This window comes from Caballeronia jiangsuensis (genome assembly GCF_046030135.1).
In the GTDB taxonomy this organism is placed as follows: Bacteria; Pseudomonadota; Gammaproteobacteria; order Burkholderiales; family Burkholderiaceae; genus Caballeronia; species Caballeronia jiangsuensis.
Genome location: NZ_JAQQDB010000016.1, coordinates 30,376 through 51,584, shown reverse-complemented (window position 1 = coordinate 51,584; position 21,209 = coordinate 30,376). Strand labels below are relative to the sequence as shown.

The window sequence follows — 21,209 nt, the reverse complement described above, 5'->3', positions numbered from 1 at the left end:
CGCACGGCGCGCGTGCTGCCATCGAAACGCGCTAAATTACGTGTCTTGCCCGCGGCTTTGCACGCCGCCAACGAGGAGAGCCCCATGCCGAAATCGCGCCCCGTCAACCAGCTCGATACCGTCGAGGGCTCCAGGCTCCATTCGAAGGATTGCTCGCGCTGGCAACGCTGGGGGCCGTATCTGAGCGAGCGCCAGTGGGGCACGGTGCGCGAGGACTACAGCGAGTTCGGCACCGCGTGGGAGTACTTTCCGCACGATCATGCGCGCAGCCGCACGTATCGCTGGGGCGAGGACGGTCTCGCCGGTTTCGGCGACGACAAGCTCAACTGGTGCGTCTCGCTCGCGCTCTGGAACGGCTGCGATCCGATCATCAAGGAGCGGCTCTTCGGTCTGACGAACCAGGAGGGCAATCACGGCGAGGACGTGAAGGAACTGTACTTCTACATCGACGGCACGCCGACGCATTCCTACATGCGCATGCTTTACAAGTATCCGCATGCGGCGTTTCCGTACGCCGATCTCGTCGATGAAAACGCGCGGCGCGGCGCCGACACGCCCGAATACGAAGTGCTCGACACCGGCGTGTTCGATGACGAGCGTTACTTCGACGTGCAGGTGGAATACGCGAAGCACACCGCCGACGACATCGTGATGCGCGTGACGATCGAGAATCGCGGCGGCGTGTGGGCCACGCTCGACGTGCTGCCGCAGATCTGGGCGCGCAATACGTGGTCGTGGAAGCCGGCGCCGGTGAAGCCGTCTCTGAAAGTGGAGACGGTGCAGGGCGAGGGTACCTACGTGCTCGCGCAACAGGGCAATCACGAGCCGATGGTCGTCACCGCATGGTCGGCGGATGCCGGCGGCATCGAATGGCTCTTCTGCGAAAACGAGACCAATGTCAGGCGTCTCTTTCACATGGAAGGCGCGGGACCGTTCAAGGACGGCTTCAACGACTACATCCTGCAAGGCGACGAAAACGCGATCCGCCGCGACGAGGGCACGCGCGCCGCGGCGCACGCGCATCTGAAACTGGAGCCGCACGGCAAGGCCGTGGTGTACATGCGCTGGCGGCCCGAGTCCGCGCCGGACGCCGTGCCGCTCGACGTCGACGGGCTTTTCGAGCGCCGCATCGCGGAAGCGGACGAGTTCTACGGCGCGCTGCAACACGACATCGCCGATGCCGATCAGCGGCTCGTGCAGCGCCAGGCGCTCGCGGGCATGCTGTGGTCGAAGCAGTACTACCAGTTCGACGTGCAGCGCTGGCTCGATGGCGATCCGCTCCAGCCGAACCCGCCGAAGGAGCGGCGCGCGGGGCGCAACGTCGACTGGCGGCATCTGTGCAACGCGGACATCGTGTCGATGCCGGACAAGTGGGAGTACCCGTGGTACGCGTCGTGGGATCTCGCGTTTCATGCCGCCGCGTTCGCGCTGATCGATCCGGAATTCGCGAAACGCCAGTTGCTCCTGCTCGTGAAGGACCGCTATCAGCATCCGAACGGCCAGTTGCCCGCCTACGAATGGGCTTTCAGCGATGCGAATCCGCCCGTGCATGCCTGGGCGACGTGGCGCGTCTACGAGATCGACCGCGCGATCACCGGACAGGGCGACCGCGACTTCCTGGAACTCGTGTTCCACAAGCTGCTGCTGAACTTCTCGTGGTGGGTCAACCGCAAGGACGCCGACGGCAAGAACGTCTTCCAGGGCGGCTTTCTCGGGCTGGACAACGTGGGCATCTTCGATCGCTCGTCGCCGCTGCCGACGGGCGGCCACATCGATCAGGCCGACGGCACCGCGTGGATGGCCGCGTATGCGCTCGACCTGATGCGCATCGCGCTGGAGCTCGCGTATGCGAACAAGGTGTTCGTCGATATCGCCGTGAAGTTCTTCGAGCACTTCCTGTATATCGCGGAGGCAGTGAGCTGCGAGGACAATTGCGACACCGGTCTCTGGGACAGCGAGGACGAGTTCTTCTACGACAAGCTGCGCTTGCCGGACGGCTCGAACGTGCCGATGCGCATCCGCTCGATCGTCGGACTGATCCCGCTCTTCGCCGTGCACGTGCTGGAACCGAAGGTGTATCGCTCGCTGCCGGAGTTGCGCGAGCGCCTGCACTGGTTCCTGGAGCATCGCACCGACCTCGCGCGGCTCGTGTCGCGCTGGAACGTCGCGGGGCAGGGCAACAGCGTGCTGCTGTCGCTGCTGCGCGGGCATCGCATGAAGGCATTGCTCCGGCGCATGCTCGACGAAACCGAATTTCTCTCCGATCACGGCGTGCGCGCGCTGTCACGCGTGCATCTCGACAACCCGTTCGTCTTCTATCACAACAGCGAAAGCTTCAGCATCCGCTATCTGCCGGCGGAATCGGACTCGCGCGTGTTCGGCGGCAATTCGAACTGGCGCGGACCGGTGTGGATGCCGGTGAACTATCTGCTGATCGAATCGATCCACGAGTTTCATCGCTATTACGGCGACGATTTCCGCGTCGAGTATCCGACGGGCTCGGGGCAGAAGTTCTCGCTCGCGCAGATCGCCGATGAACTCGCGCGCCGCGTGACGACGCTCTTTCTGCTCGACAAGAACGGCGAACGTCCGGTGATGGCCGCGTATCCGCTGCTTCAGGCCGATCCGCGCTCACGCGATCTCGTTCTGTTTCACGAGTATTTCCACGGCGACAATGGGCGCGGCGTGGGCGCATCGCATCAGACGGGCTGGAGCGGACTGGTCGCGCTGCTGTTGCAGCCGCACGCGACGGGACCGTCCGGCGTCGTGCCGCTCGCGGGCGAAGCCGATGCCGATATTCAGGAGTTCGCCGGGGCGAAGTAGCGCGCCGCCCGGTTTCGGCGTTCTCGGGAAAGTCAATCGTAGAACGCCGAAACCGATATTCGGAATAATCTGGTGTTGCCCCTCTCCTCGACTGCGTAGATTTGTGCACTTACAGATCGATGACAGTTCGGAGGACAGAATGAATCACTCCCTCGGGGCGTATTCGCTGAGCGGCTATCAGTTAGGCATGGGAAGCCGCAACACCCATGTCGAACACGAGTATTGTCCGCCGCTCACCCTGGTCATGCTGGTGTTCGCCGCCGCCATGCTGGGCGGCGCATGGTTCAGCGACAAATTCGACAGCTTCGCCGCCGGATGGATCGCGTGGGTCGCGATCCTCGCCATGCTGGGCGGTTTCATCGATCGCCGGTTCAGCGGCGCAGCCGCGCTCGAACGCCGCATCCGTCAGCGAGAGAAGGCGCGTCTCTACGCGCTTTGCAACATGTCGGCGGCGAGCAGCTTCAGGCAGCAATGGCCTGACTGGACGACGTCAACAACACGGGAATGGACTTCGACGTCGGCGTACCGGCGCCATCCGCAACCGATGACAACGGCACGAGCGGGTTGGTCTCCGGATAATACGCACCGAGGCAGCCGCGCGGAATGTCGTATTCAACGAGCTTGAAGCCGTTCACACGACGCTCCACGCCGTCGTCCCACACGCTCGTGATATCCACAAGCTCGCCCGGCTCGAAGCCGAGCATATCGATATCGTCGCGGTTGGCGAACAGCACGTGCCGTTGGCCGTACACGCCGCGATACCGGTCGTCGAGGCCGTAGATCGTCGTGTTGTACTGATCGTGCGAGCGTGTCGTCATGAGCGTCATCAGGCGCTCGCCATAAAGCGCGCGCGCACGGTGAATCGGCGTATCGAACGCGATCTCGTGCACGATGAACTGCGCCTTGCCACTCGGCGTCTTCCACACGCGGTCCCGCGAGGCCACGCCCAGATGAAAGCCGCCGGGCTGCTTCAGACGTTCGTTGTAGCGTTCGAAGCCGTCGAGCACTTTCTCGATGCCGTCGCGGATCAATGCATAGTCGCCGGCATGCGCCCGCCAGTCGATCTTCGATGAACCGAGCGTCGCATGCGCCATGCGCGCGACGATCGCCACTTCGGACAGCAGATTCTGCGAAGCCGGCTTGTTCATGCCGTACGAGATGTGCACCATGCTCATCGAATCCTCGACGCTCACGCCTTGCGGCACGCCGTTCTGAAGATCGATTTCGGTGCGGCCGAGCGTAGGTAGAATGAGCGCGTCGCGGCCGTGCACGAGATGGCTGCGGTTGAGCTTGGTCGTGATGTGCACGGTGAGATCGCACGAGCGCATCGCTTCCCAGGTGCGCGGCGTGTCGGGCGTCGCGATGGAGAAATTCCCGCCCAGTCCGATGAACACCTTCACCTTGCCTTCGAGCATCGCGTGAATGGTTTCGACGACATCGTAGCCGTGCTCGCGCGGCGGCTCGAAATCATAGGCGGCGCCGAGCCGGTCGAGAAATTCCTGCGTCGGCTTCTCCTCGATGCCCACGGTGCGATCGCCCTGCACGTTCGAATGGCCGCGCACCGGGCACAGCCCCGCGCCGCGCCGGCCGATATTGCCGCGCATCATCATCAGGTTCGAGAGCAGTTGAATCGTCGGCACGGAGTTCTTGTGCTGCGTGAGGCCCATGCCCCACGTCGAGATGACGGCGCGGCCTTTCGCGTAGATATCGGCGAGTTTGAGCACGTCGTCCATCTCCACGCCGGATTCTGCGATGATCGCGTCCCAGCTTTCGGCGCGCAGGTCGTCGGCGAAAGCGTCGAAGCCGACCGTGTGCTGCGCGATGAAATCGACATCGAGCACGCGCTCGCCGCTTTTCGCGTGAGCTTCGTCGTCCAGCTCGATCACGCGTTTCGCGACGCCCTTGATGAGCGCGAAGTCGCCGCCGACTTTCGGGCGAATGAACACCGAGCTGATCTTCACGCCCTTCGGCGAAAGCATGTCGAGCGTGTGCTGCGGGCTTGCGAAGCGTTCGAGGCCGCGCTCCTTCAGCGGGTTGATCGACACGATGGTCGCGCCGCGTTTCGCGCAGTCGCGCAACTCGCCGAGCATGCGCGGATGATTCGTCGCCGGATTCTGGCCGAAGAGCAGGAGCGTGTCGGCGTGCTCGAAGTCGTCGAGCGTGACCGTGCCCTTGCCGATGCCTACGGTATGCGGCAAGCCGCGGCTCGTCGCTTCGTGGCACATGTTCGAGCAATCGGGGAAATTGTTGGTGCCGTACATGCGCACGAACAGTTGATACAGAAACGCGGCTTCATTGCTCGCGCGGCCTGAGGTGTAGAAGGCGGCGCGGTCCGGATCGTCGAGCGTTTTCAGATGCGAGGCGATCAGTTCGAACGCGTCGTCCCATTCGATCGGCACGTATCGATCGCGCTTCGCATCGTAGACGAGCGGGTCCGTGAGCCGGCCGTGCTGCTCCAGTTCGTAGTCGGTTTGCGCCATCAGCGAGGAGACGGTGTGCTCTTCGAAGAACGCCGGCGTCACGCGCTTGCTGGTCGCTTCGGCGGCGACGGCCTTGACGCCGTTCTCGCAGAATTCGAAGGTCGAGCCGTGCTCGCGGTCCGGCCACGCACAGCCGGGGCAGTCGAAGCCGTCGGGCTGATTCTGCTTGAAGAGCGTCCGGTAATTCCCGCCCGCCACCTTCTCCTTGACGAGATTGATGGCGACCTGCTTCAGCGCGCCCCAGCCCGCGGCGGGGTGCGTGTACGGTTCGATGCGTGGTTCCGGCTTCTTCATGGCGTTCGTCTTCGATAAAGCATGCGATGGGACCAAGATTACTGTGTCCCGAATCGAACGCGGCGCACAGAAAATATGAAATCGGAGGAGTACAGTTGCGACGTTTTGACATAGACTGCGATCACGTCGAAACGAAAGGGAGCCAGCGCGTTGAAGCTCTACGAAAAGCTCGCCGATGAAATCGAGGAATCCGTGCGCCGCGGCGTGTTCGCGCCGGGTGAAAAGATCGCGTCCGTGCGGCAGGCGAGCCAGCAGCATGGCGTGAGCATCAAGACCGTGCTGCACGCCTACGCGATCCTGGAAAGCCGCGGCATTCTGGAGACGCGTCCGCAGTCCGGCTATTTCGTGCGCGCGAAGCCGCAGGCGGGCGCGGCGCAGAGTCGGCCGAAGCGCGTGATCGCGACGGCGTCGGAAGTCGATGTCAGCCGGCTCGTGCTCTCGACCCTGCGCAGCATCGGCGCGCACGACGCCGTGCCGTTCGGCTCGCCGTATCCCGATCCCGGGCCGTTTCCGTGGCGACGCATCAACCAGTACGCGAACGCGATTGCGCGACGGCATGCGAGCTGGAATCTCATCGACGATCTGCCGCCGGGCAATCCGGAACTGATCCGCCAGATCGCGCGGCGTTATGCGGAAAACGGCGTGCCGGTCGATCCGGACGAGATTGTCATCACCGTCGGCGCGACGGAGGCGATCAACCTGAGCCTGCAGGCCGTCGCGAAGCCGGGCGACACGGTGGCGGTCGAATCGCCGACTTACTACGCGATGCTGCACGCGATCGAGCGTCTCGGCATGCGCGCGATCGAAGTGCCGACGCATCCGGCCGAGGGCATCGACATCGAGGCGCTGTCGCAGATCATCGCGCGCGGGAAGGTCGCCGCGTGCATGGTGATGCCCAACTTCCAGAATCCGCTCGGCTTCCAGATGCCCGACGAGCGGAAGCGCCAACTGGTCGATCTGCTGTCGGAACACGAGATTCCGGTCATCGAAAACGATGTCTATCACGAGCTCTATTACGGCGATGCACGCCCGTCGACGCTCAAGAACTTCGACACGAAGGGACTCGTGCTGCATTGCGCGTCGTTTTCTAAGAGCCTGACGGCGTCGTATCGGATCGGCTGGGCGATGCCGGGGCGGTATCGCGCACAGGTCGAGAAACTCAAGTTCCTCAACACGCTGACGACGCCCTCCGTGCCGCAGGTGGCGATCGCGGATTATTTGCGGCAGGACGGCTACGACCGGCATCTGCGGCGCGTGCGCAGGCTGTATCGGCAGCAGTCGCGCATCATGAGCGCGATGGTCGAGCGCTTCTTTCCGCCGGGCACGCGGACTTCCGCGCCGCAGGGCGGCTATGTGTTGTGGGTCGAATTGCCGGAGCGCGTCGATTCGATGCGGCTGTATCGCGCGGCGCTCGACTGCGGCATCACGGTCGGGCCGGGTTATATGTTCTCGACGCGCAATGCCTTCAGCCACTTCATCCGGCTCAACTACAGTTATCCGTGGACCGCGCAGAGCGAGGCCGCGTTGCAGCGGCTCGGCGAACTCGTCGGGGAGATCGGCGCGCGTGCGGGCAAGGACACGAACATGGGAGAACGCGCATGAGCGATGACATCGATCCGGCGCTCGTCGCCGTGCTGGCGCAGTTGTGGCGCGCGCGGACGGAAACGCCGGGGCGCGCGTGGTCGCTCGCCAGGCTCGCCAAACAGGCCGGTTTGCCGATGAGCGCATTGAGGCGGCAATTGACCGGGCTTACGGACGGCGGGCTGGTCGCGATGCAGATGAGCGAGGAGGGGACGGGCAGCGCGTGGTTGACGGAGGAGGGCGTGAATTTGTGTCAATCGGTCTTCGGGGACACGGAAAGCTGAAAAATGAACTAGACTGATATACGATATGTATATCGTATAGCGAGGACAAGATGGGACGGATTTTGATCGACCTGCCTGACGAGCAGATAGACGAGCTTGCGGCGATCGGCGAAGCGCAGCAACGCCCGCGCGCCGCCATCATCCGGGACGCGATCAGCGCTTATGTCGCCAGCAAGAAGCGCCGTCCTGCCGTCGACGTGTTTGGCCTGTGGGAAGAGCGAAAGATCGATGGATTGCAGTATCAGCGGGAGCTGCGCGAAGAATGGTAAGAGCGCTTTTCGACACGAACATCCTGATTGATTACCTGCTGGGTATCGCTGCCGCAAGGACCGAGATCGAGCGTTATGAAGAGCGTTCGATCAGCATCATCACGTTGATGGAGGTCCTCGTGGGCGCCACGCCGGACAACGAATCGTCGCTTCGAGCGTGGCTCGCGACCTTCGATCTCGTGCCGCTCGATACTGCCGTCGCCAACCTCGCCATCGGGATTCGCAAGAAGTCGCGCATCAAGCTGCCGGACGCAATCGTGTGGGCGTCGGCGCAATCGGTGAATGCGCTTCTGGTTTCACGAAACTCGAAGGACTTCCCGCCCGACGATCCAGGCGTGCGGATGCCCTATCAACTGTAGTCGCGCCGGTCGCTACCGCCCTTGGACATCCACATCACACTGCACGGCCGTCGCGATCTCACCGGCCAGATCTACGGCCAGTTGCGCGCGGGCATCGTCGAAGGCCGGCTTGCCGCGAACGCGCGGCTGCCGTCCACGCGCGATCTCGCCGCGCAGCTCGGGGTCTCGCGCAAGACCACGCTCGACGTCTTCGAGCGGCTCATCGCCGAAGGCTATCTGCATACGCGCGCGGGCGACGGCACGTTCGTCGCCGAAGGCCTCACGCGGCTCCCGTCGGCGCAGGCCGAACCCGTCTCGGCCCGCGCCCGCGCGACCGGCATCTGGCGCAAGATGCCCGAGCGCATGGCGATGCCGATGCCGCCCGCCCACGAAACGCTCGACTGCGATTTCAAGGGCGGCGTGACCGACAAGACGCTCTTTCCCTACGATGCGTGGCGGCGCTGTCTCAATCAGGCATTGCGCACGCAGGCGCGCGCGACCGACGGCTTCGCGGGCTATCGCGATCCGGGCGGCGAGCAGGAATTGCGGCTCGGCATCGCGCGCTATCTCGGGTTCAGCCGCGCGGTCGTGTGCAACTGGCAGGACGTGATCGTGACGCAGGGCGCGCAGCAGGCGCTCGATCTGCTCGCGCGCGTCACGATCCAGCCGGGCGATGTCGTCGCGATCGAGGAACCGGGCTATCCGCCCGCCCGCGCACTGTTCGCGGCGCTCGGCGCACGCATCGCGCATGTGCCGGTCGATGGCGAAGGCATCGTCGTGCAAAAGCTGCCGCGCAACACCCGCCTCGTCTACGTGACGCCGTCGCACCAGTTTCCGCTCGGCATGCCGATGAGCCTAGAGAGGCGCATCGAATTGCTCGAATGGGCCGCGAAGCGCGGCGCGGTCATCGTCGAGGATGATTACGACGGCGAATTCCGCTTCGAAGGCAGGTCGGTGGAATCGCTGAAGAGTCTGGATCGCGCGGGGCTCGTCGCGTATGTCGGCACATTTTCGAAGACGCTTTTTCCCGATTTGCGGCTCGGCTACGTCGTGCCGCCCGCGACCTTGTCGGAGCCGATCTGGAACGCGAAGCAGACCTGCGACTGGCACAGTTGCATGCTGACGCAAACGGCGCTCGGCGCGTTCATGCTCGACGGCGAATACGCAAAGCATCTGCGCCGCATGCACAAGGCTTATGCGGAACGCCGCGCGATTCTGATCGAGCGTCTGAGAGGCGAGCTCGCGCCTTGGTTCGAGCCGTTGCCATCGACGGCGGGCATCCATCTCGTCGCGCGGCTTGCCGGGTCATTGCACGAGAACGACGTGGTCGCGGCGGCGCGCGCGGTATCGGTCGGACTGTACGGAATCCGCGCGTTCTACGCGGGCGAGCCGGCGCAGCAAGGCGTGCTGTTCGGCTATGGCGGAACGAGCGCCGCGGCGATCGAACGCGGCATGAAGCGGCTCGCCGCGCTCATGCCGACGCTCGCCCGCTAGCTTCGCGGCATCACTGATCGCACAGCAGCAAGAGCTTTTCCTGCGCGGTGCAACTCGCCTTCTTGGGCTTCTGCGCGGCCGCATCCGCGTCGCGCGCCGCGACCTTGCGCGCCGGAGTCTGCGACTGCTCGGCCGCCGCCGTGCGTTGCGCGATGCACGCGCGCAGGTGCTTTTCCATCGGCGGATAGTACTTCCAGCCACGCGTGAGCGGCGGCAGTTCGAGGTGCACCTGTTTCCACTTCGGATGGCCGTTGGCCTGCAGCGTGTCGAAGTTCGTGCACAGCGAATCCGCGAATTTCGACAGCGCGCCGACCGTGCCGCGCAAACCGTAGTCGTAGGTCACGAGGAACGCCTTCACGGTGAGCGTCGGCGTGTCTTCCTGAATCCAGTTCGGATAGCTCGACGTGCGAATCGTCGCCGGGAAGTAGGTCTGCTTCGCGCGCGCGGTTTCCTGCGCGCTGGAATCGAGGCGCAGCAGCTTGATCTGCTTCAGCAGTTCGGGATTCATGTCCTGAAACAGCTTCGCCGGCTGGCCCGCGACGATCACCGCCACATCGATCTTGCCGACGATCAGCCGCGCGAGCGAATCCTCGTTGTTCAGATGCTGCTCGTTCGCCTCGGCGATCGGCTCGCCGAACATCAGCCGATACAGCGTCTCCGCCGATTGCGCCGTGCCGCTGCCGATCGGCCCCACGCTGATGTTCTTGCCCTTGATCTCGTGGATGAACTTCATCGGCGAGTCGGCGCGCGTGACGAAGTAAATTTCCTCGTCGTAAAGCGGCATGATGAGCCGCAACGGCTTGATGATCTTGCCCGCGTCCGCGTTGCCCGAGGTCGCCATGTCCATGTACGCCTGATACACGTCCGACTGCACCAGCGCGAACTTCACGCCGGGCTCGTAGCGCATGCGTTGCACGTTTTCCGCCGATCCCTTCGACGGCAGCACTTCCAGCTCGATGCCCGCCGGTTCGGCTACGTACTTCGACAAGTCCTGGCCGATCTGGATATACGTGCCCCGTTCCTGCCCCGTCGTGATCTTGTAGGGGATCGGATCGGCGGCGAAGCTCGACCCCGCGCCGATCAGCCCGGCGATGGCAAGGAGCGCCAGCGCACCCCGTGCGGCGTTGCGCATGCTTTTTGTGGTGAACATGATTGACCCTTTAATCGGAGTTGGACGGGTACTTTTGAAACTCGCGCGACGCGGAAAAGAGTCCGCAAAGCGCGCAATTCGCTCATGCCCGGTCACTCACATGCGGCTCAACGCGAAGGCGCGTGGCGCGTGCTTGCCGTGCGTCGTTGTTGTCTCGGTGTGTTCTTCTGCTTTTGCTTTTCTGCTCAGCGCGACGGCTTCGAAGCCGGATCGCCGCCGCTCCAGCCGTATTGCTTGATGGCGCGTTCGAGCTCCTCGGACTTGTCGGAGTCCAGGTGTGAACCCGCCGGCATATTGGCGAACTGGGGCGACGCGCCGGCGCTCGCCTGCGTGCTTCGCGCCGGTGCGTTCGTCTGCGCGACGGGCTGACTCACGACCGGCGCGACACGCTGCGCGGCGGCAGTCTGCGCGACAGGTTGCGCCGCGGGCGGGCGCGGCACGGCGGCCTGCGTCGTAGCCGTGGATGGCGGCAGCGCGCTGCTCTGGTTGCCGGGTTGCGGCGGACGCGGCACGGCGGCCCGCGTGGCTGGCGTGGCCGGCGCCGACGGTTGCGGGGGATCTTCGCCGAGGTAATACGCGCCGCGCGGATTCGCCGGGCGAGCGGCCTGCTGCGGCGGCTCGTCGCCGAGATAATAGGGCGCGCGCGGATTGGCGGGACGCGTGTTGTTGTTGGCCGCCGCGGAAGGCTGCGGGTCTTCGTCGCCGAGATAGTAGGGCGTGCGCGCCGTCTGCGTGACGGGCGCGGGAGCCGCTTTCGCCGCCGGCTGCGAAGGCGCGGCCGCCGTGGCCTGCGTGGGCGCTGGTGCGGCGGGCGCGGGCTTCGTCATCGTCGTGGCGACGGCGGGCGCGGCGGGCGCGGCGGGCGGTGCGACGGTCGTCGCGGTGATCGCGGCGGTCGCCGCCTGGGCACGCGCGATTTTCTCCTCACGCGCTTCGTACGCGGCGTCGTCCTCGGCGTGGCGCGCGGCGGCGCTGCGTTGCGCAACACGCCGGTCGGCGGCGGGTTTCTGCGCGATGGTGTTCGGCTTCGTAGCCGGCGCGACCGCTGCAACGTTTGCCTGCGCGGGAAGCGGCGCGGGCATCGCGGCGGCCGGTTTCGGCTGCGTGGCGGCTGCCGTGTTCGTCGCATCGGGCGGATTGGGCGCAGCCGTCGGAGGCGCCGTGCCCGGAACCTTCTTGGCGAGCGCCGCCGCTGCCGTCGGCGCGAGCCAGCCCGCATGCGAGACCACGCGTTCGAGCATGGTCTGGGATTCCATGTTGCTGCCGTCGAGCGCGAGCGCCTCGCCCGCATTCTGCTGCACGCAGGCCCATGCGGAAGTCCGCTCGCAGGCGCGCGCGAGTTGCAGCGCGGCGTCGCGTTGCGATTCGCGCTTGAGCAGTTCGTCTTTCAGGCTTTCGTAGTCCGCGCGCGCCTGCTGCTGCGCCGGAAGGACTCTGAGCCGCGCGCGGGCGGTGGCGAGGTCGTGCTGATCCAGCGCGGTGCGCACGCCTTGCAGCGTATCGCCGCCGGGCACGCGCGTGTCCGCCGGGACGCGACGTTCGGCGACGGCCGGAGCGTCCGTCGTTGCGCCGCGCATGAGCGAACCGACCTTGGAATCGATGGCGCCCGAGACGCTGTGATCGGCGGAAGGCGTGCCGCCACCGCCATCGGAATCGCCGAGCTGGTAATAGAACATCGCGCCGAGCAGCAGCACGAGCCCGCAAGCGCCCGCGATGACCGTCTTCTTCGTGTTCCAGCGCTCCGAGCCGGGCAGCGCGTCGGGATCATTGCCGGATTCGGCATAGGCGTTACGCGCGGATTCTTCGGCGCGGCGCGCGCGATATTCCGCCGCTTTCTGCGCGATGCGCTCGCTCGCGCGCTCGGTCCAGCGCGAGCGCATGCCCGGCTCGACGCGCTCGGCGCCGTCCGTGCCGAGCGCGGCGGAAGAAGTCGATGCCGAAGCCGCCGCCGATGCGAGCGGCGCGCCCGCTTCTTCGAAAACGTTTGTGCGCGGCTTGCCCGATGCGGCTTCGCGCTGCTGGCCGAACGCGGCGTTGCGATCGGCGCCGCAATTGGGGCAACTGTCGGCGTTTTTGCGCACCGTGCTGCCGCACCGCTGGCAGACGACGGAGAACATGGATGCGGGAAACGTCAGACGCGTGGTCATGCTGGAGCCCCTCGAAGGACATGTGCGTGAGGTTGCCAAAATCGCGTGGCCGCCAATGCGCGCCGGGTCGTCGCGCCTGTACGCAGGAACGCAGTCCCGCAACAGCAATCCTTCGTATTCTCTCCCCGCGCGCCATGCGCGCCGGCGGGAAACGACATTCCGACTATGGTTCAACCACTATCGGACGTCAATTGCCTTTCGCACCTATTTCCGGGCCGCGAAACTTAAGCGACTACACCATTGCGCCGCGCGTCGTGTGGCTGATGGCGTACGGACCGGAGTTCCGCACATTGGCCCTGATGTCGATGTGAAAGCGTCGGATCGACGCGCGTACGACTTCGAATCGGTACGCCGCGCGCCTCGCTTCTCTCGCTCACGATAATTTCTGACATTTTGGGATCGCGCCGGCGGTTTTGAACCGCCAATCCTTAGCCGTTAAACGACAAGGGCGCGCGATCGCCGGATAACCCACTGATGCCAAAGCGATTCGCACGCCCGGCAAAGCGTTGTTTCGCGCCCACGGCGGACGCGTAAACACGGATTGGCCGGATCGCCGGATGTCGGTTGAAGATTGATCAGGCATCCGAAGCATCGCCCGAAATGCCGATGGCGTCCGCAAATGGCGAGGGCCGCGACGCGAAATTCGCGCCGCGGCCCTCGTCAGTCCGACCGTAAGCGGAAGCCTTATTCGGCCAGTTGCAGCTTGCCGTCGATACGGCGGTTCAGGCCGAGCGGATTGTCCGTCTTCAATGCGTCGGGCAGGAGCGCGTCAGGCAGATCCTGATAGCTCACCGGACGCAGGAAGCGGTTGATCGCGAGGCTGCCGACCGAGGTCGAGCGGCCATCCGCCGTCGACGGGAACGGGCCGCCGTGGACCATCGCGTGGCCGACTTCCACGCCCGTGCCGAAGCCGTTCACCAGCAGACGGCCCGTGCGGCGTTCGAGCGCGGGCAGGACGCGTTTGGCATCGGCGTAATCCGCTTCGTCGATGTGCAGCGCCGAGGTCAACTGGCCTTCCAGCGACTCGACCAGATCCAGCATGGTCGCGAGATCCGGGCAACGCACGACGAGCGACGACGCGCCGAAAATTTCTTCCTGCAGTTCGTGGCTCTTGCGGAACGCGTCGGCGGTGGTGACGAACAAGGCCGAGCGGCCCTGATTCTCGCCCTTCGCCTCAACGCCGCGTGCGGCGGTCGTCACGCCGGCATGCTCGCCGGCACGCTCGACGGCGCCCTGATACGTCTTGCAGATGCCCGGCGTGAGCATCGTCTGCGCGGCGGTTTCCGACAGCGCCGCCGATGCCGCCGCGATGAACTTGTCGAGATCGGGACCGTCGACGGCGAGCACCAGACCCGGGTTCGTGCAGAACTGGCCCGCGCCGAGCACGAGCGAGCCCACGAACGCCTTGGCGATGGCTTCGCCGCGGTTCGCGAGCGCCGCCGGGAACAGCAGAACCGGGTTGATGCTGCTCATTTCCGCGTAGACGGGAATCGGCTCGGTGCGTGCCGCCGCGAGTTTCATCAGCGCCGTGCCGCCGCCGCGCGAGCCGGTGAAGCCCGCTGCCTTGATGCGATTGTCCTTGACGAGACCCTGACCGACGTCACGGCCGCTGTCGAACAGCAGCGAGAACGTTCCTTCGGGCATGCCGCAGTCCTTCACCGCCTTCTGCACCGCGCGGCCGACCAGCTCCGCCGTGCCCGGATGCGCCGAGTGCGCTTTGACGATGACCGGGCAGCCGGCTGCGAGCGCCGAAGCCGTGTCGCCGCCGGCGACCGAGAATGCGAGCGGGAAGTTGCTCGCGCCGAACACGGCGACCGGGCCGACGCCGATGTGGCGCAGGCGCAGATCGACGCGCGGCAGCGGCTTGCGCTCGGGCTGCGCCGGATCGATGCGCACGCCGAGGAAGTCGCCGTTGCGAACGACGTCGGCGAACATGCGCAACTGGCCGACCGTGCGGCCGCGCTCGCCTTCGAGGCGCGCGCGCGGCAGGCCGCTTTCGATCATGCAGCGCTCGATCAGATCGTCCCCGATATCGAGGATATTTTGCGCGATCGTGTCGAGAAACTTCGCGCGCGCTTCGGGCGCGGTTTCGCGATAGACGTCGAACGCGGTCCACGCGAGGGCGCACGCGCGGTCGAGATCGGCCAGCGTCGCGCCGCCGAAAGCCGGTTCGATGGCCGCGCCCGTCGATGCGTTGACGGCCTTGATCGAGCCGTTCGAGCCGAAGACCGATTCCTGACCGATCAGCAGGTTGCCAGTGAGTTGCATGTTGTCTCGTCCTTGCTTGGAGTGATTCGTGGCAGTCAGTTGTACGATGACTGTCTCATGCCCGACTATACGGCTTCGCGCGTGCACCTGTATAGTGAAACCTTTCCATCGCTTGATCGCTTTTTGGAATCACCCCACGCTTTCCCGCAGGCCGACGGATGAAGAATACGCTGGAAGTATTGATGTCGCGGCTGCGCATGAAGCAGTTGCAGTTGCTGATCGCGCTGGACGACCACAAATCGCTGCACAAGGCGTCGAGCGCGATGGCGATGACGCAATCCGCCGCGAGCAAGGCACTCGCCGAACTCGAATCGATGCTGGAAGCGCCACTATTCGAGCGCGCGAAGAGCGGGCTGATTCCGAATCCGTTCGGCCGCTGCGTGGTGCGTTATGCGCGCGTGCTGGCCGCCGATCTGAACGCGCTGTGCCAGGAAGTCGCACAGATTCGCGCGGGCACGGGCGGACGCCTGACGGTCGGCACGATCATGGGCGCGGTGCCGGGCGTCGTCGCGCCGATCGTCAACGAAATGCACGCCAGGCATCCGGATCTGGCCATCGAAATCGTCGAGGATACGAGCGCGCGCATGTTGCCGATGCTCGACGACGGCCGCGTCGATCTCGTGATCGGCAGGTCGAGCGTGTCGGATCAGCCGTCGAAATATCACTATCAGCCGCTCGCGGACGAACCGCTTTGCATCGTCGTCGGGCACGGCCACGAACGCACGGGCGAACAGAAAGTCGGTTTCGCGGACCTCGCGCGCTATCGCTGGGTCACCTATCCGAGCTACATGCCGATGAGCGCGCTGCTCGAACGCGAACTCGATCTCGCCGGCCTGCCGATGCCGGCCAATCCGATTTCCACCGCTTCGCCGCTCATGACCGTGACGCTGCTGCAGGAGAGCCCGGAACTCGTGTCGATCCTCCCGGCGAGCGTCGCGAAGGTTTTCGAGCGTCACGGCATGCTGCGCATCCTGCCGGTGCGCATGAAATCGAAGTCGCAGACATACGGCATCGTCACGCGCAAGGGCGGGGAGCTGTCGCCGGCCGCGCGCCAGTTCGTGCAGATGCTGCGCGAACAGAGCCGGCCGCATTGAGATTCAGCGCGTCGCGACGATGAAAATGCGCGGGAAGGGCAGCAGCACCGTGCCGTCGCCGAGCACCGTGTAGGCCGCTTGCAGCCCGGCGCGATAGCGTTCGAGGAAAGCGGTCGTTTCCTGCTCGTCGAGCTTCGCGAGGAACGGCCGCAGCCCGCTTCCCTTGAACCATTCGATGACCGCATCGACGCCGCCGTCGAGCGGATGATGGTACGTCGTGCGCCACACGTCGACACGCGCGCAATGCGGCTTGAGCAGCGAGTAATACGCGTCGGCGCTGTAGCGCTCGGTGCGTTCCACGCCTTTGAGCTTGTCGCGCCACGGACCGTCGGCGGCGGTTTCGCGCATCAGCCGGTGCGCGGGCTCGTCGAGATTGTCCGGCATCTGCACGGCGAGCCGGCCGCCCTTCGACAGCTTGCCGACGAGCGATGGAAACAGCGTCTCGTGATCGGGCACCCACTGCAGCGACGCGTTCGCGAGGATCAGATCGAACGGGCCTTCGCCCGGCCACGCGGAAATATCGCCGAGTTCGAATTCGACGTCCGGCAGGCGCTTCCTCGCTGAATCGATCATGTCTTGCGAATTGTCCACGCCGATGATGCGCGCGTCGGGCGCGTAGCCGATCAGCGTTTCGGTCGAGTTGCCGGGGCCGCAGCCGAGATCCACCGCCGTGCGCGCGGTCTGTGCTTGTGTCGCGTTCAACAGATCGCGCACCGGACGCGTGCGCTCCGCTTCGAAGAGTGTGTACTGGCGGGCTTGCCAGTCGGCCGATGATGTCGTCATGTCGGGCTCCATTCGATGTGTATGTCAGGGGACAGCAGCGATTCTGAACGCGCCCGCGCCCAGCGTAAAATGAATTTATGCTGCGGATTATTTGGTTTTTCTTATGAAAATCGACACGTTGGGCGTGCAGGCGTTCGTCGCCATCGCCGATCAGGGAAGCTTCAGGGGCGCGGCCGAGCGCCTCAATATCACGCAGACGGCGATCACCCAGCGTCTGCAGAAGCTCGAGGATTTTCTCGGCGTGCCGCTCATCGAGCGCACCACGCGCTCGATGAATCTCACGGAAACGGGGCGCACGTTCCTGCCGCAAGCGCGGCGTCTGCTCGCGGAACTGTCGGCCGCGCTGATGGAGATTCGGGAGACGGGCATGGCGCAACGTGGCGATGTGTCGATCGCATGCGTGCCGACCGTCGGCGTGCAGTATCTGCCGCGCGTGTTGCAGGCGTATTCGGCGCGCTATCCGCATAACCGCGTCCGGATTCTGGATCACGCGTCGTCGGCGGTCGCGCAGGCGGTGCTGCATCGTGAAGTGGAGTTCGGCATCAAGATCGCGGGCGAGCATCATCCGGAGCTGCACACCGAGCCGCTCGTCGAGGATAGCTACGTGGTCGTGTGCCATCGCGATCATCCGCTCGCGCGGCGCAAGCGGATCGCGTGGCGGGCGCTGGCGGACTATCCGCTCATTCTCGCCGGCGACGTGAGCGGCAACCGCGCATTGATCGACGCCGCGCTGGAAGGCAGCGGCATCGAACTGCATTCGTTCTACGAGGTCCAGCGCAGCTCCACGGCGCTCGGGCTCGTCGCGCAGCGCGTCGGCGCGGCGGTGGTGCCGGCGCTCGCGATTCAGAAGGACGCGTACCCGACGGTGCGGGCGATCGAACTCGTCGAGCCGACGGTCACGCGTTCGCTCGTGCTCGTGACGCGCCGCTCGGCGTCGTTGTCGCCGGCGGCGCAGGCGCTCTACGCCATGCTCGCGAAACCGCCCGGCGGCATCTGAATGGAACACTGAATCCGGTGCGTCGCAAAGTGGAAGGGAAAACTCGGATATGCACCATCGGCGCGGGCATCGCGCCTATACTGGCGAAGCATTCGCGGTCGGCTCCGGCGACATGGGAAATGCTTTCGACTGCATATCACGATCACCACGCGCGCCGCCCTCCGGCGCCTCAAGCTATCAGGAACTCGCAGATGAGCGACACGTCAGTCGGCGGCTTGAAGGGTCTCGTGGCCGCGCTGCGCGAGCAACAGCCCGCGCTCACCGAGCGATGGATGAAGCTCGTGTTCGGCGATCAGGAAGTCGAACATTCCGATCAACTCACCTATCGTCAGCTCGCGGATCATCTGCCGAGCATCTTCGAGGAAATCTGCATCGTGCTGGAATCGCGCAACCTGCGCGACCAGGAAGGCGCGATCGAGCGCGACGCGCGCCAGCACGGCCAATGGCGCTGGCAGCAGGGTTATCGTGTCGATGAACTCGTGCGCGAGCTCGATCTGTTTCGTCAGGTGCTGCTGCTCGCGATCGGCGAGTACGCCAGCACGCACGAAGATTTTTCGCGCGCGGACGAGGAGCACGCGCGCCTCATGACCGACGAGGTGGTGAGCTTCGTCACGCTCGCGTCGATACGCGAGGCGATCGGCGAGCGCGATCGCAAGATCGACGAATACACCGGCATGCTGGAGCGCGCGAACTACGAGCTGACGCTGCGGCAAAAACTCATCGGCGATCTATATGAAACGCGCATGCAGATCGCGCGTCGCGTCGCGCACGATCTGCGCAACTTCCTGAACGTATTCTCGACGGCGCTGCAGCTCGCTACACGCTCGCCCGCGAAGCGCGACGCGGCGCTCGGCCTCGCGAACCGGCAGGTCGCCGACATGGCGACGCTCGTCGATGAAATGGTCGAATATTCGAAAGTGCTCGGCGACGATTCCTTGCTCACGATCGAGCCCTTCGATCTCGTCGGCCTCTTCGACGAACTGATGCAGGCGTGCCGCGTCACGACCGAGGCGAAGGGGCTCAAGCTCATCGGCCAGTTCGATCCGGTGCTCGGCACGGTCACGTCGAACCGGCTCAAGGTGAAGCAGGTCGCGCTGAATTTGCTGACTAACGCGATCAAGTACACGTCGTCGGGCGAGATCGTGCTGGCGATCGCGTCGGCGCCGGACGAATGCTGGAAACTGCGCGTCGCCGACACGGGCGTGGGCATCGGCGTGGCGGATCAGGAGCGCGTGTTCGAGGAGTTCGAGCGCGCCGCCGCCGACGATATCCCCGGCGCGGGGCTCGGACTTGCCATTGTCAAGGAATTGTCGCGCACGTTGGACGGGGAGTTGCGGTTCCAGTCGTCGAAAGGGCACGGCAGCGTGTTCGAGGTGACGTTTCCGCTCGTGCTCAAGCCGAAGCCGGCGGAAGCGAAATAAAAAAAAGCGAACGGGTCGCCCCGTCCGCCTTCCGGTCATTACGACGCCCGCGTTACGCTCAGGCTGCCGCTTCTTCTTCGACCACTGCCTCGTCTTCCACCGACGCGCGGATCAGATGATCGAACGCCGACAGCGATGCCTTCGCGCCTTCGCCGGCCGCGATCACGATCTGCTTGTACGGAACCGTGGTCACGTCGCCGGCGGCGAACACGCCCGGCAGCGAGGTCGCGCCCTTCGCATCGACGACGATCTCGCCGTGCTTCGACAGTTCCACCGTGCCCTTCAGCCATTCGGTGTTCGGCACGAGGCCGATCTGCACGAACACGCCTTCCAGCTCGACATGATGGCTCGCGCCGGTCGCGCGGTCCGTGTACGTGATGCCGTTCACTTTCTTGCCGTCGCCGGTGATTTCGGTTGTCTGCCCCTGCGTGACGATGGTCACGTTTTTCAGGCTGCGCAGCTTCTTCTGCAACACCGCGTCAGCGCGCAGCTCGTTGCCGAACTCGATCAGCGTGACCGCCGAGACCAGGTTCGCGAGATCGATCGCCGCTTCGACGCCCGAATTACCGCCGCCGATCACCGCGACGCGCTTGCCCTTGAAGAGCGGACCGTCGCAGTGCGGGCAGTACGCCACGCCGCGCCCGCGATACTCGCGCTCGCCCGGCACATCGATTTCGCGCCAGCGCGCGCCGGTCGACAGAATCACGGTCTTCGCCTTCAGGACCGCGCCGCTCGCGAGATGAATCTCGTTGATGCGGCCCGGCACGAGCTTTTCGGCGCGCTGCACGTCCATCACGTCGACTTCATAGCTTTTCACGTGCTGTTCGAGCGCGGTCGCGAACTGAGGTCCTTCGGTTTCCTTCACGGAGACGAAGTTCTCGATCGCCATCGTGTCGAGCACCTGACCGCCGAAGCGCTCCGCGACGACGCCCGTCGCGATGCCCTTGCGCGCCGAGTAGATCGCCGCCGCCGCGCCGGCAGGACCACCGCCGACGATCAGCGTGTCGAACACCGGCTTGTTTTCGAGTTCCTTCGCCGCGCGCGCCGATGCGCCCGTGTCCAGCTTCGCCAGGATTTCCTTCACGCCCATGCGGCCCGAGCCGAAGCTTTCGCCGTTGATGAACATCATCGGCACGGACATGACCTGGCGCTCTTCCACTTCCTTCTGGAACAACGCGCCGTCGATCGCGACGTGTTTGATGCGCGGGTTGATGATCGCCATCACGTTCAGCGCCTGCACGACTTCCGGGCAGTTCTGGCACGACAGCGAGAAATATGTCTCGAACGCGAAATCGCCGTCGAGATTGCGGATCTGCTCGATGGTGGCGTCGTCGAGCTTGATCGGATGGCCGCCCGACTGCAGAAGCGCCAGCACGAGCGACGTGAATTCATGGCCCATCGGGATGCCGGCGAAGCGGATGCCCGCGGTCTTGCCCGCCTCGCCGATGGTGAAGGAGGGACGACGCACGCTGGCGTCCTCTTTCTCGACGACGCTGATCTGGTGAGACAGCGAGGCGATCTCGTCGAGCAGGCTTTTCAGCTCGCGCGATTTGTCGCCGTCGTCGAGGAAGGCGACGAGTTCGATCGGCCGGGTGACTTTTTCCAAATACGCTTTTAACTGGTTCTTGAGATTGGCGTCGAGCATGGCGATGTCCGTTCCTTGACTGGGGTGTCGCAGACGCGCCTCGCCGCGCCGCTGCGATGATCGCAGCGCCGGACGAAGGCGTTTTCTGGGGTGAGCCTGCCGCTGAACCGCGGCAAGCTCGATATAGCGCTCGTGGAAACG

The 21,209-nt window shown here is 65.0% G+C and carries 16 protein-coding genes; 9 read left to right on the top strand and 7 right to left on the bottom strand.

Annotated features, from left to right (window positions below; all coding sequences use genetic code 11):
* The first annotated feature begins 84 nt into the window (after positions 1–84).
* On the top strand, positions 85–2,823 hold the full coding sequence (locus PQR08_RS18485) for an MGH1-like glycoside hydrolase domain-containing protein (RefSeq protein ID WP_250484921.1): 2,739 nt from the start codon (positions 85–87) through the stop codon (positions 2,821–2,823).
* Positions 2,824–3,004: 181 nt separating this feature from the next.
* Here PQR08_RS18485 and PQR08_RS18480 read toward each other — a convergent pair whose 3' ends face one another.
* Positions 3,005–3,295 carry a hypothetical protein gene (locus PQR08_RS18480; protein ID WP_250484917.1) on the bottom strand — a complete coding sequence of 97 codons (291 nt, stop codon included), beginning with the start codon at positions 3,293–3,295 and terminating at the stop codon, positions 3,005–3,007.
* A complete protein-coding gene (locus tag PQR08_RS18475; protein WP_250484914.1) occupies positions 3,285–5,597 on the bottom strand; it encodes an FdhF/YdeP family oxidoreductase in 2,313 nt (770 codons plus the stop codon). The genes PQR08_RS18480 and PQR08_RS18475 overlap by 11 nt, the downstream gene beginning before the upstream one ends.
* Positions 5,598–5,747: 150 nt before the next feature.
* Here PQR08_RS18475 and PQR08_RS18470 point away from each other — a divergent pair, with 150 nt between their 5' ends.
* From PQR08_RS18470 to pdxR, 5 genes are read left to right on the top strand one after another with little or no spacing between them, the layout of a single operon-like run.
* On the top strand, positions 5,748–7,199 hold the full coding sequence (locus PQR08_RS18470; RefSeq protein WP_250484913.1) for an aminotransferase-like domain-containing protein: 1,452 nt from the start codon (positions 5,748–5,750) through the stop codon (positions 7,197–7,199).
* Positions 7,196–7,462, top strand: coding sequence for a helix-turn-helix domain-containing protein (locus tag PQR08_RS18465; RefSeq protein WP_250484912.1), 267 nt, complete (start codon positions 7,196–7,198; stop codon positions 7,460–7,462). The genes PQR08_RS18470 and PQR08_RS18465 overlap by 4 nt, the downstream gene beginning before the upstream one ends.
* Positions 7,463–7,512: 50 nt before the next feature.
* Positions 7,513–7,731, top strand: a complete 219-nt coding sequence (locus PQR08_RS18460) for a ribbon-helix-helix protein, CopG family (protein ID WP_187607949.1) — start codon at positions 7,513–7,515, stop codon at positions 7,729–7,731.
* Positions 7,725–8,090, top strand: coding sequence for a type II toxin-antitoxin system VapC family toxin (locus PQR08_RS18455; RefSeq protein WP_250484911.1), 366 nt, complete (start codon positions 7,725–7,727; stop codon positions 8,088–8,090). Before PQR08_RS18460 ends, PQR08_RS18455 begins: the two co-directional genes overlap by 7 nt.
* Before the next feature lie 21 nt (positions 8,091–8,111).
* On the top strand, positions 8,112–9,563 hold the full coding sequence (gene pdxR / locus PQR08_RS18450) for a MocR-like pyridoxine biosynthesis transcription factor PdxR (RefSeq protein WP_250484910.1): 1,452 nt from the start codon (positions 8,112–8,114) through the stop codon (positions 9,561–9,563).
* Between the two features lie 10 nt (positions 9,564–9,573).
* Here pdxR and PQR08_RS18445 read toward each other — a convergent pair whose 3' ends face one another.
* From PQR08_RS18445 to PQR08_RS18435, 3 genes are all read right to left on the bottom strand, one after another.
* Entirely contained in the window at positions 9,574–10,713 is a 1,140-nt protein-coding gene (locus PQR08_RS18445) for a TAXI family TRAP transporter solute-binding subunit (protein WP_081818274.1), read from the bottom strand.
* A 185-nt stretch (positions 10,714–10,898) separates the two neighbouring features.
* Positions 10,899–12,860: a zinc ribbon domain-containing protein gene (locus tag PQR08_RS18440; RefSeq protein ID WP_250484985.1), complete on the bottom strand. Its 1,962-nt coding sequence runs from the start codon at positions 12,858–12,860 to the stop codon at positions 10,899–10,901.
* Positions 12,861–13,544: 684 nt separating this feature from the next.
* Positions 13,545–15,128 (bottom strand): aldehyde dehydrogenase (NADP(+)), encoded by a 1,584-nt coding sequence (locus PQR08_RS18435; RefSeq protein WP_187607945.1) that lies wholly within the window; start codon positions 15,126–15,128, stop codon positions 13,545–13,547.
* A gap of 158 nt (positions 15,129–15,286) precedes the next feature.
* Between PQR08_RS18435 and PQR08_RS18430 the strand changes: the two genes are divergently transcribed.
* Complete coding sequence (locus PQR08_RS18430) at positions 15,287–16,222, top strand: LysR family transcriptional regulator (protein WP_238293217.1); 936 nt, start codon at positions 15,287–15,289, stop codon at positions 16,220–16,222.
* Between the two features lie 3 nt (positions 16,223–16,225).
* On the opposite strand, the gene tam is transcribed toward PQR08_RS18430, so the two are convergent.
* The gene (tam, locus tag PQR08_RS18425) at positions 16,226–17,005 is read right to left on the bottom strand and encodes a trans-aconitate 2-methyltransferase (protein WP_250484909.1); all 780 of its coding nucleotides are present in this window, start codon (positions 17,003–17,005) and stop codon (positions 16,226–16,228) included.
* Positions 17,006–17,108: 103 nt separating this feature from the next.
* Here tam and PQR08_RS18420 point away from each other — a divergent pair, with 103 nt between their 5' ends.
* Both PQR08_RS18420 and PQR08_RS18415 read left to right on the top strand, forming a co-directional pair.
* The gene (locus PQR08_RS18420) at positions 17,109–18,002 is read left to right on the top strand and encodes a LysR family transcriptional regulator (protein WP_238293213.1); all 894 of its coding nucleotides are present in this window, start codon (positions 17,109–17,111) and stop codon (positions 18,000–18,002) included.
* Between the two features lie 191 nt (positions 18,003–18,193).
* Entirely contained in the window at positions 18,194–19,423 is a 1,230-nt protein-coding gene (locus PQR08_RS18415) for a sensor histidine kinase (RefSeq protein WP_238293211.1), read from the top strand.
* A 58-nt stretch (positions 19,424–19,481) separates the two neighbouring features.
* Here PQR08_RS18415 and ahpF read toward each other — a convergent pair whose 3' ends face one another.
* On the bottom strand, positions 19,482–21,068 hold the full coding sequence (ahpF, locus tag PQR08_RS18410; RefSeq protein WP_250484908.1) for an alkyl hydroperoxide reductase subunit F: 1,587 nt from the start codon (positions 21,066–21,068) through the stop codon (positions 19,482–19,484).
* Positions 21,069–21,209: the final 141 nt, after the last annotated feature.

Bases quoted from the DNA above. Each gene is read 5' to 3' on its own strand.
- PQR08_RS18460 (WP_187607949.1), top strand. From the start codon at position 7,513: ATGGGACGGATTTTGATCGACCTGCCTGACGAGCAGATAGACGAGCTT.
- PQR08_RS18415 (WP_238293211.1), top strand. From the start codon at position 18,194: ATGAGCGACACGTCAGTCGGCGGCTTGAAGGGTCTCGTGGCCGCGCTG.
- PQR08_RS18445 (WP_081818274.1), bottom strand. From the start codon at position 10,713: ATGTTCACCACAAAAAGCATGCGCAACGCCGCACGGGGTGCGCTGGCG.
- PQR08_RS18435 (WP_187607945.1), bottom strand. From the start codon at position 15,128: ATGCAACTCACTGGCAACCTGCTGATCGGTCAGGAATCGGTCTTCGGC.
- PQR08_RS18485 (WP_250484921.1), top strand. From the start codon at position 85: ATGCCGAAATCGCGCCCCGTCAACCAGCTCGATACCGTCGAGGGCTCC.
- ahpF (WP_250484908.1), bottom strand. From the start codon at position 21,068: ATGCTCGACGCCAATCTCAAGAACCAGTTAAAAGCGTATTTGGAAAAA.
- PQR08_RS18475 (WP_250484914.1), bottom strand. From the start codon at position 5,597: ATGAAGAAGCCGGAACCACGCATCGAACCGTACACGCACCCCGCCGCG.
- PQR08_RS18455 (WP_250484911.1), top strand. From the start codon at position 7,725: ATGGTAAGAGCGCTTTTCGACACGAACATCCTGATTGATTACCTGCTG.
- PQR08_RS18465 (WP_250484912.1), top strand. From the start codon at position 7,196: ATGAGCGATGACATCGATCCGGCGCTCGTCGCCGTGCTGGCGCAGTTG.
- tam (WP_250484909.1), bottom strand. From the start codon at position 17,005: ATGACGACATCATCGGCCGACTGGCAAGCCCGCCAGTACACACTCTTC.
- PQR08_RS18430 (WP_238293217.1), top strand. From the start codon at position 15,287: ATGAAGAATACGCTGGAAGTATTGATGTCGCGGCTGCGCATGAAGCAG.
- PQR08_RS18440 (WP_250484985.1), bottom strand. From the start codon at position 12,860: ATGACCACGCGTCTGACGTTTCCCGCATCCATGTTCTCCGTCGTCTGC.
- PQR08_RS18420 (WP_238293213.1), top strand. From the start codon at position 17,109: ATGAAAATCGACACGTTGGGCGTGCAGGCGTTCGTCGCCATCGCCGAT.